This window comes from Paenibacillus sp. FSL R7-0026 (assembly GCF_038004485.1).
Lineage (GTDB): Bacteria > Bacillota > Bacilli > Paenibacillales > Paenibacillaceae > Paenibacillus > Paenibacillus xylanexedens_A.
In genome coordinates, this window is record NZ_JBBORG010000001.1 from 1,653,552 (window position 1) to 1,667,424 (window position 13,873).

Here is a 13,873-nt window from a genome sequence, read left to right on the forward strand (position 1 = left end):
GTTATGCTTATCCATTAGAAGAATGAACGTTTATTGAAGAGCAGGGGAGGCGGTGTGATGAGCACCAGGGAGAAGCAAACGTTAACGATTCTGCACACCAACGACATTCATAGCCACTTCGGCTCCATGAGCACCATCGCCGCTATGATCAATGAGGAACGTGACCAAGGTGGCAACTTCCTTGTATTGGATATCGGCGATCATATGGACCGGATGGCCGTTGAAACAGAGGGAACACTGGGTACGGCTAATGTTGATGTTATTAACCTGACGGGCTACGATGCCATTACAATCGGTAACAATGAAGGACTAACCTTTACGCCAGATCAGCTCTCACAGTCCTACGCTGGACTTCTGTGTCCTGTGGTGTGCAGCAATGTTGTGGAGCAAGATACTGGACTTGTACCAGTGTGGATGAAACCTTCTCTGATTGTGGAGAAAGGTCCATTTCGCGTTGGTCTGCTGGGGGCAACGGCCCCTTTTACCACGTTTTACGAATTGCTCGGGTGGGATGTTCTGGACCCTGTGGAGTCATTAAGAGCTCAAGTGGAAGCATTACGTGATGAAGTGGATGTGGTGGTTATTCTTTCACATCTGGGGCTTTCTACAGATCGGAGACTGGCAGAGCAGATTACGGGAATTGATGTTATTCTCGGTGGACATACCCATCATGTTCTCGAAGAACCCTTAGTCATTGGTCAGACCGTGCTGGGTGCAGCTGGAAAATTTGGCCAATGGCTTGGGAAAGTGGTTCTGGAACGAACCAGTGTGGGAGAACCTCTCCAACTGGTAAGTAGCGGTTGTGTGGCTGCCAAGAGTATATTACTGGATGATCAGGTCGCGCTGGCAATCGCTACGAATCGTACGGAGGCTGAAAGGACACTCAATCAGACGGCAGTGATAACGGATCGGGTGCTGCCCATCGCGTATGACCGGGAATCCCCGTTTGCTACCTTGCTTGCACAAGCTGTTCGTCATTTCACGGGGGCACAGCTGTCTCTGGTGAATGCAGGTCAGCTTCTCGGAGATCTTCCACAAGGTAATATTACAAAAGGAATGTTGCATTCCCTATGTCCATCTCCTATAAATGCTTGTACAATATGCTTGAGTGGAAGTCATATTCGTGAAGCACTTGAGCAGTCCTTGTTGGACGAGTTTTCAGGTAAGCCCATTGTGGGATTTGGTTTTCGTGGTCATATTCTAGGCACGTTATGTATGGACGGAATGGAAGTTCAATACAATCCAGATGCGCCAGCCTATGAGAAGATCCAGGCCATATCCATCAATGGGGAGCCTATGGACGAACAATGTGAGTATATTGTTGGGACACTGGACATGTTTACGTTTAATGTGGGGTATCCTCCTCTTGCTCATGGAACCCGTACGCTCTATCATCTTCCGGAATTCATACGCGATTTGCTGGAAACGGAAATAAAACGACCAGGGGCTCTGGACGACAGCCTGCGAGCCCGCTGGCATCAAAGCTAAATTTAAAGTACTTGCCTTCTGCTGAAGCGGCGGCTAGTGGTAATTACATCTACGGAGCGGGAGAGGATAGGCTGTGCGTTTAGTACATATAAACTTATTGCAGCCTGGCATGAAGCTGGGGAAACGTATTTATAGTGAAGAAGGCCTTGTATTACTTAGTGAGGATGTAGAGCTGACGAGCCGACTGATTGGGCGTCTCAAGGATCTCGGGGTCGGTTATGTGTATATCAAAGATGCTGCGACCGAGGATATCATTGTTCCAGATATGTTGCAGGAAGAGACCCGAAGGAAGGCACTGGTAGAGATCAAGCAGCAATTTCAGAGCATGTCGGGAATGAAAACGAAGAATCGGATTCCTCATTTCGGTAAAGCGCTTAGTGGTGTGATGAATACCATTCTGGAGGACATCGGCAGCCAAAAGGAAGCCATGATTATGCTGATGGACATGAACTCCAGTGATTTTGACCTGTATAATCATTCGCTGAATGTATGTGTGTATACACTGGTTCTTGGTGTCGCTTCGGGTTACACACGCCAGCAATTAATGGAGATTGGTCTGGGTGCCTTATTGCATGATATTGGCAAGACACAGATTGCACCAGAAATTCTGCATAAGCCTTCCAGATTAAGTGACGAGGAATTTAAAATCATTCAGCAGCACACTACATATGGACATCGTATTCTCAAAGACGAACCAGGTATACCGCTTCTATCTGCACATTGTGCATTGCAGCACCATGAGCGAATTGATGGCAGCGGATATCCCTTTGGGCTGAAGGATAAAGAGATTCATGAGTATGCCAAGTGGATTGCGCTTGCTGATTCGTATGATGCCATGACAACGAATCGAGTCTACAAGCAAGCCTTGCTGCCACATCAGGCCGTAGAGGTGCTGTATACGGGCTCAGGAACGCTTTATGAACAACGAATGCTGGAGAGATTCAGGGATTGTGTAGCGATCTACCCCGTGGGTCTATCGGTCACGCTCAGTACGGGAGAGGTTGGGGTAGTTGCAGCGATTCATCCACGTGTTCCTCAACGTCCACTTATCCGGGTGCTCAAGGATGCCGATGGCCAGACCTTATCTTCGCCTTACGAAATTAACCTGTCTACAGCATTGTCTGTGATGATCACAGGTGTAGAGGGTGTGGAGGATACACCTTCATCTGCCCAAAGTGAACGGTTGGAAAGCTGAACAAGCTTAGAAATGATTAGCGCTCATGTCGTAATATCGGGGCCGTTTCGTGATTCGGCCCGGAGTTACCTGAGTGTTTTTTGTCATGTAATGGACAGGGTCTACGTATGCCGGAGCATTCAAAATTGTGCTATGATAAAAGATAACTCCAAAAAGAGAAACACAAGGTATGATGTAAATAAAACTTTTTAGGTTAATAAAAGGAATAAGGTGAAGAACAATGACCATGCTAAACTCAGGATCGGTACAACCGATGCCTTTATCTCCGACGAATGATCCGTGGGATCCGATCGGCTCTCTGCGTACATATGGACGCCATGTGCTGACCAGTGTAGAAATGACCGTGACACATCTGTGCAATATGAGGTGTGAGCATTGTGCCGTGGGAGATATGCTTACGATGCGTGAAGCGCCGGCTCTTCCGCTCCCTCTGATGCTGAAACGATTGGACGAAGTGGAGCATCTGCAGACGATTAGTCTGACAGGTGGCGAGCCAAGCTTTAGCCAGAAAACAGTGGATGAGATGATTATCCCGCTGCTCAAATATGCCAAGGAACGTGGAATTCGTTCCCAGATCAATTCGAATTTAACGTTGGATATCAGCCGGTATGAGCAACTTTTACCTTATCTGGACGTTATGCATATCTCATTCAACTACCTGAATGCTGACGATTTCCATCAAGTTGGATTTGCGAATAGTGGCAGACCTGTGAAACGTGAAGTCGCGGTGAAGATGTATGAGAAAATGATTGAAAATTCCCGCAAACTGAGTGAAGCAGGCATGTTTATCTCTGCGGAGTCGATGATTAACTTCCGTACACACGACAAGCTGGATGGTATTCATCAATTGATTCGTGAGATGGGCTGTGTTCGTCATGAAGTGCATCCGATGTATAATTCGAACTTTGCTTCCTCGTTGCCTGTTTTATCACTGGACCATATGAGAGCAGCGATTCATCGTTTGCTTGATGTGCGTGATAAAGATATGTGGATGCTCTTCGGTACTCTGCCATTCTTCGCGTGCAGTGCAGCAGAGCAGGATCGGGAATTGATCAACCGATTATACAGCGAACCAAATGTGACGGTACGTAATGATCCGGACGGACGCAACCGCGTTAACGTCAACATGTTCACGGGTAATGTGTATGTGACGGATTTTGCGGATATCCCGGCGTTTGGCAACATTCGTGATCGTAAACTGGATGATGTGTTCCATGAATGGTCAGCTGAACATCCGTTGAATCAAACGGTCAATTGCCATTGCGATATTGCATCCTGTTGCGGACCAAACCTGCTGGTGGCAGATATGTACTACAAAGGTGTAGATTTCAAATCAAGAAAGGCAATCACACGTTGATATTCCAGGTGTATTCCTGAAATAGATAGAAAAGGGGAGTTTCAACTTGGATATTCATACCGAATTTCATCTTGGGCAGCTGGTATTTAATCTGGTCTGTGTCTTTTTGCTCGTATTTTTGAATGGCGTATTTGTCGCAGCGGAATTTTCCCTTGTGAAAGTAAGGCAGACACGCTTAACTCAATTGCAGAGTGAAGGAAATCGTATGGCTGGTTATGCACTGAAGGTGAATAGTAAACTGGATTCCTATCTATCGGCAACTCAGTTCGGGATTACATTGACATCGCTTGGACTCGGGTGGCTGGGAGAACCAGCCATCTCTGAATTGCTCGTTGAGCCTCTCATGTTTAAGCTCGGTGTAGGAGATACAGGGCTTATTTCGACCGTGTCGGTCATTATCGGTTTTTGTATCATTACGTTTCTGCATATTGTGCTAGGTGAGCTTGCACCTAAATCGTTAGCAATTCAAAAAACAGACGGAGTGGCATTGTTTTTATCTGCGCCCTTGCTGTTGTTCTACAAAATCTTCTTCCCGTTCATCTGGGTACTGAATGTATCGGCTAATGCATTACTGCGTCTGGCGGGTATCGAACCTGCCAGTGAAGGAGAAGCTCACTCGGAAGATGAACTTCGAATTCTGATGAAGCAGAGTGCCAAAAGTGGTGTCATCGATAAAGATGAGATCAAACTGATGGACAACATCTTTGATTTCTCCGATATGCTGGCACGTGAAGTGATGCTGCCACGTACAGACATGGATTGTCTGTACACGCATATGTCTTTGGAAGAGAACCTGGAGATCATTAATGCAACCAAACATTCCCGGTATCCCGTAGCAGTAGAAGACAAGGATGAGATCATTGGATTTATACACATCACCGATTTGTTGCTGGCTAAACCGGAGCAACAACATGATCTGGCTTCCCTCGTCCGTCCAATCTTAAACGTTCCTGAATCCATGGAAATCAGCCATGTGCTGCGTCTCATGCAGAAGAAACATTCTCAAATGACACTGGTTGTGGATGAATATGGCGGCACAGCTGGATTGCTGACCGCGGAAGAAATTTTGGAAGAGATCGTTGGAGACTTGTATGACGAGTTTGAGGATGAGCGTCCGCATATGGAACGCAGTGGAGATTCATTTTCCATTGATGGTCGTTCGCTTATTGAAGAAGTTCATAAGTGGACCGGAGCCATCATTGAGGATGAAGAAGTGGATACCATTGGCGGATGGCTGTTTAAAGAGCTTGGGGGCAATCCGACCAAGGGGAAAACGCAGGAGCTGAATGGGTACGTTTTTGAAGTGGAAGAATCGACTCGCTTGCGAATTACCCGTGTTCGAGTGTACAAGCAATCTGTCCCTCAAGACATGAATTCGGAAGATCAGTCAACACAATAAACAAACCTCAAACAGACCTCTGAAAGTACCGCCTTTGTGGTGGACTTTCAGAGGTTTTTTTGATGTGTCAGCTAAAAGGGGATTAACTTGCCGACCTGAAACATATGGATAATAGAGACGGGAAGCAATCGTTTGAAATGTATGTTGGATGCATGTAAAGATTGAGAAAGGAGAGTTGTTCTGTGAAAGATCCGCAGCTTCGTGCTTACGTCCCGTTTGTCGGGCCGTTTGATCCTTGTCCGCCTGTAGAGATTCGAACGTATCTGGTTCCTCCACAATTATTTATTCCATTTCAGCCTATGGGCTGGCCGCAGTACAGCCCGGCGGAAGCCTTAAGAATCGGAACGTTGTGGCCTGCATTATACAGCCCTTATACACCAGAGAGATCGAAAGGGAGGAAGGTGGAATCGGATGGAGCCTGAAGTGCCCAAAGCCTGTGATGCAAGGTATTATGAGCTGTTAGAGGAGCTCCAGGCACTGGACTTTGTATTAGTTGAGCTGAACCTGTATCTGGACACCCATCCGGGTGATTTTCAGAGTATTGAACAGTACAACAAATTCAGTCAGGAGCGCATGAGAGTTGCACATGAATTTCAACAATTGTACGGACCGCTGATGAACTTTGGTCATGCATTCTCCAAATATCCATGGGAGTGGTCACAGACACCGTGGCCATGGCAAGTGTGAAATAACGCCTCGGGTTTCCCTGCAACATTGTAGCGCCGGGGACTCGGGGAATATGTCAGCAATTTCGATTTGATTCAAAAAGGAGGGCTCTGCATGTGGGTGTATGAGAAAAAATTACAGTATCCTGTTCGCGTTAGCAAATGTGATCCTCATATGGCAAAATTGCTGGCTGAACAATATGGAGGAGCGGATGGTGAGCTGGCGGCAGCTCTGCGGTACCTGAACCAGCGGTATACAATTCCGGATAAAATTATCGGACTATTAAATGATATCGGCACAGAAGAGTTTGCTCACTTGGAAATGATTGCTACCATGATCTACAAGTTGACAAAGGACGCGTCAGTGGAGCAATTGGAAGAAGCAGGACTTGGGCCGAACTATGCTCAGCGCGATTCTGCCTTATTTTACACGAATTCCTCAGGTGTACCTTTTACTGCAGCATACATTGCTTCGAAGGGAGATCCAATCGCGGATCTGTATGAGGATATTGCAGCAGAAGAGAAAGCCAGAGCTACATATCAATGGTTAATCGATCTGACCGATGACGTGGATTTGCAAGATAGTCTGAAGTTTCTGCGGGAACGGGAGATTGTGCATTCTCTAAGATTCCGCGAAGCCGTGGAGATTCTGAAAGACGATCGGGATACGAAGAAAATTTTCTGAATATTTGATATCGAGGCAGAAGTTCAGCAGTCCAGTAGGGCTGCTTTTTTGTATGAAAAGATAGTATTACTAAATAATTCATTTTAAAATTACATATAATTATATAATTTACAAATATTGTTGTGAAATGTACTCGCATACTATACAATGAAATTGTAGTTAAAAACTCTATTTAGGAGATGATCATTTTGAGACTTAGTAAAGTTCTTATGTTGACTGCATGTTCCTTTATTCTGACCACTTCCATTTCAAGTGGAGGCGTGTCTGCGGCAAAAGGTCAACCAAATACCAGTACAAATGTATCAGACGTAGTATCTCCTATGCTTGAAAGTAAATTTTTTTCTGTAGTGCATTATTACCCTGTAGGTTTTGGCGTACCGAAATATCTTACGGATTATGTTACGCCAGACGGTTATGTAGGCACCTTAGTGTTGGTTAATTATCATACGGTGGATGGAATTGTTGCTGCAAGATACGAAGGGACCGTTTACAGATAATCAGAAATGGTAGATTAAACTTAGTATTTAGGTTCTTATAACAACGTTTTTATAAAATTTAAAAAGTAGCAGTTCTCAAGATTGAATAATCTTGGAACTGCTACTTTCATTTAGAGCATCTTTTTCAATTTAATAAATACTACAGTTGAATGCTGACGGTTTCTTCGCCTGGGCCTATATAATTAACACTTACTTTATCGGAAGGCACAGAGTGATATCCTCCGGTCTGTCCACTACCCCAGCTGTTATATATAAGATTGCTTCCTGAATAGTATCCTACAGTGATATTGTGCCAGCGCACATTTTTAATGCTTGATCCTGTGGTCATGTCCTCGATTTTTTGGGCGATTGTGGTCATTCTTTTTACTCTCATGCCAGTGCCGCTTTTATCCCAGCCGCTGATTCCACCTCGTACAATAGTTGTTGTCAATTGTTCACCACTCGTTGTAATGCCTGATACAGCCAACGTACATTCATTGGGATTAGTCACATAAAATTTCATATAAATGTCCTGATTTGAACGATAGCGCGTATTGTTAGGAGCAGGCACCATGAGTCCATTTGCCAACGTTGTGGGGGACCAATTATCAAACGCTGTGCTGTATTGTAAACCTGCATCTATTCCATTACCGTTGGAACCCCAACCTCCCAAATATACATAAGGAGTGTCCGTAGAAACGTTACCTTTTACGTATGGGGCACCTGGAATGGTTACATACGTACTTAACCAGTTGTATCCGTTATTTGAGAAAACTCTTCGATAAGGACCGGTACCTCCGATTGGATTAGGCACTTCGGCAGTGGGCGAAATTTGTGTGTCATCTTTAATGACAGATGCTGAAAAATCATTCGTGGGTACTCCAGGACCGACAAGTTCTTTTCCGGATGCACTTTGATAGATGTTGTTCTCAACCAGATCATATAATTCTGTCGTCTCTTTGAGTTCCGTCTTGTTAGAGTAAATGGCACCGTCTTCTGCGACATAGATGACATTTCCTCGATCCTCTTCGTCAAGCCGGGCCATCACGTCAGCAATTACTTCTCGGTCATTTCCCGTGATTGATGAATCGATGTTGACTTCGATCCTTTTTTTAAGATCATTGTTCATGGTGATCGTGTCCATATTACCATCTGCGAATACAAGATTTAATGGAGTTAATAACAAAGCTAAGGATAATAAAGAAGTTAGCGATTTTCTTATCTTCAATCTAAAAACTCCCTCTCTTAAATGGAATGTGTGTTGAATAATTACCAAAGCAATTTCTAACTCCGTTTAATGCAGCAGCAACTCATGATAATAGATAGCATTTGAACATAAACATCTCCTTATATGGTTTTTAATTACTTCTAAATCATAGTTTTTGTGTAATAATATGTAAGTGACTAATTTCACAATAAAAGGTAATAATTCATCAATGAACGTTATAGGTAGAAAATGAAGAAACAAAAAACCATCTCCAGTAGTGGTACCAGAGATGGTTTTATTGGATTTTGAAGTGTATACCTAATATTCAACCACCATGGCAACATTTTGCCACCCGGCTCCAACGGTCCAGAACAGAACTTTGTCACCCCGCTGAATCTGACCGGTTGTAACCGCTCGATGTAATGCGATGAATGGACTGCTGGTTGAGGTGTATCCGAACTCATCTCCGATATAGACGGCAATATCATCACCAATGCCGACGTTCTCGGATACAGCCCGAATATTACTGATGGATAGCTGGGAGAAGCAGGCGGCTCTGATCTCGTCTGGTCCAATCTCGTTGCGAGTTAGCAACGTACGAATGGATTCGGTAGCGGCATCCACACAGATCGAATCATCAAATGGGATGAATTTCACATGAAAGGCACCCGCATCTACACCCGTTTTGCCCAGCTTTGCCAAGCCTTCTGCAGGAAAAAGAGAATTACCATACACACAGGTATCCGTCTGATAGATGGAATCAATGAAACCGACAGCATGTTCATCCCGCTCTACAATAACCGCCGCTGCTGCATCACCGAAATTGGCGAAGTATACGGGATCATCGGGACTGGCGTGAGGAGCTACGTAATCCGAGCCGATAATTAATGCCCGGCGAATTCGAGGATTGCCCAGCATCTGCCGGCTAACCTGTTCGAAAGCAGCAGTCATGCCTGCACAGTTGGCGTTACTGTCAATACAGATTGTGTGAGAAGCTCCGTTAATCAGACGATGAATCATTAAGGAATTCGTAGGAAAGATGTATTCTGGCGTTTGGCTTGCATAAGCAATCAGATCAATATCTGCACCGGTGAGTCCGGTTTTCTCCAGTAGGTTACTGGCTGCCTCATAGGCCATGCTTAGTGAATTTTCGTCATCGTTGTCAATTTTATAACGTGTATCACGACCAAGTGCCTTTAACAATCCACGAATATCTACACCTCTTGCGTCAAAATGTTCAATATAAAAATCATTGTGCACCTTGGTTGCTGGATGATAGATATCGATATCTACAATACGAATTCCGGCCATCTTCATTCTCCTCTTGAGCGGAAGGGTGAATTCACAGCTTGTCCGCCTGGTTTATTAAGTGGTAACGGTAGATATGATTTCGAGATTGTCCAGGCCAACAGACCGACCAAGTCGGGACAATTGCATTTTTAGAATCGCGTTGTTCTCGAGGGTCAACACGACTTTTTTATATTCATCTTTTTTGAACATTTGAAGGCAGCCTTCCAGAAGAGGAACAATCTCCGGCGCAGTAACATTCAACTTTTTGCAATCGATGTTCAGGTCATACTCCTTGGTGTTGAGAGGAGCGATCGTATCCTGATAGGCCGAGATGGAACGCAAACCGTCTTCTTGAGAGAAAGAACCCTCCAGTTCAATGTTTAACACCTTGTTTGGAACGTCAGTCTTCAGAATGAAATTTCCCATGTTTGATCTCTCTCCTTTAAATGAGTTAAGGCTATCCTGCTGATGGATACACAGCCCCATAGGGCGTCTGCTGAAAGCTTCTAAGATGAGAGCTGGTTCGAAGGATAATTTAACCATATTATAAAGGTAGGAATGTAAAAAGATCAATAAAAAAGTCGAATCATGTATAAAAATGTAGAAAAGTGAATTACTGTATTTCATCCAAGGTCGCAAGCAAAATATTAAATGCACTAATAATGCGCGGAGCACCCACACATGGTGCCAGATGTAGCAATATCCCCTTGAGTTGATCCACCGTCACTCCCACGCTCAGAGCCATTGTGTAATGCACTCCCAGTTGTTCATACTGTCCTTGGGTGATCAACGAAGAGATGATAGCAACTTCCTTCCATTGATCCGTAATCGTGGTGCGCTGAAAAATATCCCCGTATGCTGTCCCCATAATAAACTCCGACAATTCGGGAAAATGTTCTTTGATGGGGGCGAGAGCTCTTGCCCCGTACTCACCAGATAGTTTCGCGAAACGGTCTAGTCCCTGAGCTACATGTTCACTCATGATATGTTCCTCCTAATTCAAAGTTACGGTGCGGTGAGCCGTGGGTGGAATTTCATCTCGATCGGTCAGAAGCTCAATAACAGTTACCTGATTCAACGTCTGGGCTGTGTTCAGCGCAGATGAGAATTCAGCAAGAGTTTCTGCTCGAAACGCAACCGCACCGAGAGATTCGGCGAATTTGGCTGCATCCATAGGAACTTCATATAATGTGCCATCAATTCTGCCTGTTGTTTTTTCCATTCCTTTGAGTGCCATGTCCAGTTGTTTGTTGTTAACGACAATGAAAATGACGTTCAGATTGTTGCATACCGCAGTATTGATCTCCGTCCCAAGCATCATGAAACATCCATCCCCGGTGATACATACAACGGTCTCTTCAGGTGAAGCGGCCTTTGCACCTATCGCCATACCAATGGCGTTCCCCATGCAGGCAAAGTAAGCGTCAAACACAAAGCTGCCTGGTTTCTTGACTTTATATCGCTGAACCGCGTGAAATCCATGGCTGCCATCATCAACAAACAGCTTATGATCGTAAGGAAGAAGTTCACTCATCCCGTCCAGCACAGAAGCCAGAGACAGGCGGGGCAAATCTGGTAAAGGGACAGTGTAATCCATGGGTGCCGTGGTTCTCACAGGAGTAGGGAGGTCTTCTAATGTGCCCAGCAAGTATTGCAGGTTGTCCTTCAAATCACCGGTGATATGTAAGGTTTGAGCGCTCAGAATCTTGCCTACAAATGTAGGATCAGCGTCAAATTGAATGAGGTGTACCGGATGATGTTCAGGTTTCAGATTGCAGAGGGTCATGTCACTCAGACGTGAACCGAGTACGATATAAAGGTCACTTTGGTTCAACATGTCGTCTGCATGCGGGAAACCTCCAACACCACAAGGTCCATGGTACAAGGGGTGGTCCCACGCAATCGCTCCTTTTCCACCAGGAGTAGTAATGACGGGAATGTTGAACGATTCGGCCAATTGAAGCAATTCATCATGGGCTCTGGCGCGACTTACACCTTTACCAGCAATAATTAAAGGGCGGTTGGATTGTTGAATGAGAGGAAGAATACGATTCAGGTTAGATACGCTAAACAGAGGTTCCGGTTCGGGAATGACAATCCGGCATTGGGATAACAACTCGGTCTGTACATCAAAAGGAATACAGAGGTGAACAGGGCCTTTATTAGGGCCGAGTGCAATGGAAAGGGCATGATTCAGCAGTGTACCGAAGTGATCTCCACGCTCAACCAGTTTGCTGAATAGCGTAGCAGGCCTGAACATCTCGGCCAGATCAGCCAGATAGGAAGAAGAATCTTGACACTGGGGGAGCCCCAGTTCCTGAATGGATTGATGACCCGTAATAAACAGTACAGGCAGATTGTTGGCCTTTGCATGGGCTGCTGCAGTAAGCAGATTGGTTCCGCCTGGGCCGGATGTGGCAAAGGCAACGCCGAGTTTACCTGTCTGTAATGCATAACCGGATGCGGCAAAACCTGAGCTGGATTCATGACGGCCTGGAATGAACTCTAATCCGTAATCCACCATTTTCAGTACAGCAGGACAGATGGATTTACCAATAATACCAAAGACATGAGTAACGCCTAGATTACGCAGAGTTTCTGCCAAATAGTCCGCAACTGTTCTCATGCGGGACACCTCGCTTCATGAAATAGGTTATTAGAACCATACGCATATTCCATTTATTGAATGCAAGTTACAGTCTATGGTTGTAAGATGAAATATTGATTGTTATTAGGAAGAGTATCTTTTTTTGTGGTTTTTTGTCAACCTGTTTTTGTGAGTCTAAATTCCTGATTCTTAAGTTGGTAACGCTTTAAGTGTTGCTGGATAAAGTAAAAATAATTGGTTATATATCCCTGCAACGAATTACCCAATCGCAACGAAGTTACAAATAATGTAAAATAATGACTGTAAATGATGAATTTCAACCTCTAATAGCGACTTGAAAGCTAGAGGTTTATTTTTTTTCGTATCAACGCATCATCGCATTCGCAATTATTTGCTTTCTGCTATACTGGAAAGGAATTGGGAGGGGATGGAATGACAGTCATCAAGATGGCTCTGATTGGGCTGGGTAAAATGGGACTACATATGGTTCATCTAATCGAGAATACGAAGATGGATACAAAGATTGAGATTGTAGCGGTATGTGATGCGAATGAGGACGGTTTGGCGTCTTTTGCAGCTTCTCATCGGGGAGTTAGGACGTATACGGATTACAAGCAATTGATGAATGAACATCAGATTGATCTGTTGTATATTGCAGTTCCGCCGAAATTTCATTATCCGGTTGTCATGGAAGCGCTGGAGCGCAAAATTCATGTGTTCTGCGAGAAACCGCTTGCCAATAGTGTAGAAGAAGCCCAAAAGATGCTGGATGCAGCAGAGCAGGCGGGCGTTGTTCATGCCATCCATTTCTCGATGCCGCATGAACCTTCCGTGCTGAAGTTGCAAGAGATGATTGAGCAGGGTACAGTGGGGGCAATTCGCAAAATAGATCTCATTTTGCAATTCCCGCAGTGGCCACGATCATGGCAACAGAATGCATGGATTACGAGCCGGGAACAGGGTGGATTTATTCTTGAAGTGGGGATTCACTGGATTCATATGATTCAAAAGGTGTTTGGTGCCATCCGGGTAGTGAGCACTCAGGTTCAATATCCTGAGAATGGAGACTGTGAACTAGAAGTACAGGCTGCAATGGAACTGGAAGACGGAACCCGAATTCAGCTGAACGGCATCTCTCAATTTGCGGGGGAAGAACGTGTATCCATGGTGGTGTACGGTACAAAAGGCACGATTGCTCTGGAAAATTGGGAAGATTTGAAGACGGGTCTGGTGGGGCAGCCACTGTCTCCAGTAGAAGTGCTTGAATCCGCCAGTGAATTGCCGGTGCTTAAACATGTTATTGCCCGTATACAGGGTAAACCAGCTAAGATATATGATTTTAACGATGGGTATCAGGCACAATTGATACTTGAAGCGCTACGGAACACGGAACAATCGAGATAAGAAAAGGAGTGCTTAGGTTTTTTTCATATGAGGTGCCCGGTGCACCTTTTCCTGATTCAACTCTCCTTAACACAAAGAAGCATCGCAGAGGCTCGGGTG

At 44.9% G+C, this 13,873-nt stretch carries 14 protein-coding genes; 9 read left to right on the forward strand and 5 right to left on the reverse strand.

From position 1 onward, the window contains the following. The first annotated feature begins 57 nt into the window (after positions 1-57). The 8 genes from MKY44_RS07535 to MKY44_RS07570 all read left to right on the forward strand — a co-directional run bounded on the left by MKY44_RS07535 (position 58) and on the right by MKY44_RS07570 (position 7,286). Complete coding sequence (locus tag MKY44_RS07535; RefSeq protein ID WP_341006618.1) at positions 58-1,488, forward strand: bifunctional metallophosphatase/5'-nucleotidase; 1,431 nt, start codon at positions 58-60, stop codon at positions 1,486-1,488. A gap of 73 nt (positions 1,489-1,561) precedes the next feature. Then, on the forward strand, positions 1,562-2,683 hold the full coding sequence (locus tag MKY44_RS07540) for an HD-GYP domain-containing protein (protein WP_341006619.1): 1,122 nt from the start codon (positions 1,562-1,564) through the stop codon (positions 2,681-2,683). A 220-nt stretch (positions 2,684-2,903) separates the two neighbouring features. Then, a complete protein-coding gene (gene yfkAB / locus MKY44_RS07545; protein ID WP_091032604.1) occupies positions 2,904-4,040 on the forward strand; it encodes a radical SAM/CxCxxxxC motif protein YfkAB in 1,137 nt (378 codons plus the stop codon). 46 nt (positions 4,041-4,086) lie between these two features. Beyond that, positions 4,087-5,439: a hemolysin family protein gene (locus MKY44_RS07550; RefSeq protein ID WP_341006620.1), complete on the forward strand. Its 1,353-nt coding sequence runs from the start codon at positions 4,087-4,089 to the stop codon at positions 5,437-5,439. 182 nt (positions 5,440-5,621) lie between these two features. After that, positions 5,622-5,861, forward strand: a complete 240-nt coding sequence (locus MKY44_RS07555; protein WP_341006621.1) for a spore coat associated protein CotJA — start codon at positions 5,622-5,624, stop codon at positions 5,859-5,861. After that, a complete protein-coding gene (locus MKY44_RS07560; protein ID WP_091014607.1) occupies positions 5,851-6,126 on the forward strand; it encodes a spore coat protein CotJB in 276 nt (91 codons plus the stop codon). The genes MKY44_RS07555 and MKY44_RS07560 overlap by 11 nt, the downstream gene beginning before the upstream one ends. Before the next feature lie 93 nt (positions 6,127-6,219). After that, a complete protein-coding gene (locus MKY44_RS07565; protein WP_091014606.1) occupies positions 6,220-6,789 on the forward strand; it encodes a manganese catalase family protein in 570 nt (189 codons plus the stop codon). Between the two features lie 188 nt (positions 6,790-6,977). Next, the gene (locus MKY44_RS07570; RefSeq protein ID WP_341006622.1) at positions 6,978-7,286 is read left to right on the forward strand and encodes a hypothetical protein; all 309 of its coding nucleotides are present in this window, start codon (positions 6,978-6,980) and stop codon (positions 7,284-7,286) included. 139 nt (positions 7,287-7,425) lie between these two features. Here the strand turns inward: MKY44_RS07570 and MKY44_RS07575 are convergent, their stop codons facing one another. From MKY44_RS07575 to MKY44_RS07595, 5 genes are all read right to left on the reverse strand, one after another. After that, positions 7,426-8,493, reverse strand: coding sequence for a hypothetical protein (locus MKY44_RS07575; protein ID WP_341006623.1), 1,068 nt, complete (start codon positions 8,491-8,493; stop codon positions 7,426-7,428). 297 nt (positions 8,494-8,790) lie between these two features. Next, the gene (locus tag MKY44_RS07580; RefSeq protein ID WP_341006624.1) at positions 8,791-9,783 is read right to left on the reverse strand and encodes a 3-oxoacyl-[acyl-carrier-protein] synthase III C-terminal domain-containing protein; all 993 of its coding nucleotides are present in this window, start codon (positions 9,781-9,783) and stop codon (positions 8,791-8,793) included. Between the two features lie 54 nt (positions 9,784-9,837). Then, positions 9,838-10,188: a hypothetical protein gene (locus MKY44_RS07585; RefSeq protein WP_091032592.1), complete on the reverse strand. Its 351-nt coding sequence runs from the start codon at positions 10,186-10,188 to the stop codon at positions 9,838-9,840. Between the two features lie 187 nt (positions 10,189-10,375). Next, the gene (locus MKY44_RS07590; protein ID WP_017689521.1) at positions 10,376-10,744 is read right to left on the reverse strand and encodes a carboxymuconolactone decarboxylase family protein; all 369 of its coding nucleotides are present in this window, start codon (positions 10,742-10,744) and stop codon (positions 10,376-10,378) included. 12 nt (positions 10,745-10,756) lie between these two features. Beyond that, on the reverse strand, positions 10,757-12,388 hold the full coding sequence (locus MKY44_RS07595; RefSeq protein WP_341006625.1) for a thiamine pyrophosphate-binding protein: 1,632 nt from the start codon (positions 12,386-12,388) through the stop codon (positions 10,757-10,759). Positions 12,389-12,802: 414 nt separating this feature from the next. Here MKY44_RS07595 and MKY44_RS07600 point away from each other — a divergent pair, with 414 nt between their 5' ends. Beyond that, complete coding sequence (locus MKY44_RS07600; protein ID WP_341006626.1) at positions 12,803-13,774, forward strand: Gfo/Idh/MocA family protein; 972 nt, start codon at positions 12,803-12,805, stop codon at positions 13,772-13,774. The last annotated feature ends 99 nt before the right edge of the window (positions 13,775-13,873 follow it).

Excerpts from the sequence above, each read along its gene's own strand:
- MKY44_RS07560 (WP_091014607.1), top strand. The coding sequence starts at position 5,851 with ATGGAGCCTGAAGTGCCCAAAGCCTGTGATGCAAGGTATTATGAGCTG.
- MKY44_RS07565 (WP_091014606.1), top strand. The coding sequence starts at position 6,220 with ATGTGGGTGTATGAGAAAAAATTACAGTATCCTGTTCGCGTTAGCAAA.
- MKY44_RS07595 (WP_341006625.1), bottom strand. The coding sequence starts at position 12,388 with ATGAGAACAGTTGCGGACTATTTGGCAGAAACTCTGCGTAATCTAGGC.
- MKY44_RS07590 (WP_017689521.1), bottom strand. The coding sequence starts at position 10,744 with ATGAGTGAACATGTAGCTCAGGGACTAGACCGTTTCGCGAAACTATCT.
- yfkAB (WP_091032604.1), top strand. The coding sequence starts at position 2,904 with ATGACCATGCTAAACTCAGGATCGGTACAACCGATGCCTTTATCTCCG.
- MKY44_RS07585 (WP_091032592.1), bottom strand. The coding sequence starts at position 10,188 with ATGGGAAATTTCATTCTGAAGACTGACGTTCCAAACAAGGTGTTAAAC.
- MKY44_RS07600 (WP_341006626.1), top strand. The coding sequence starts at position 12,803 with ATGACAGTCATCAAGATGGCTCTGATTGGGCTGGGTAAAATGGGACTA.
- MKY44_RS07535 (WP_341006618.1), top strand. The coding sequence starts at position 58 with ATGAGCACCAGGGAGAAGCAAACGTTAACGATTCTGCACACCAACGAC.
- MKY44_RS07580 (WP_341006624.1), bottom strand. The coding sequence starts at position 9,783 with ATGGCCGGAATTCGTATTGTAGATATCGATATCTATCATCCAGCAACC.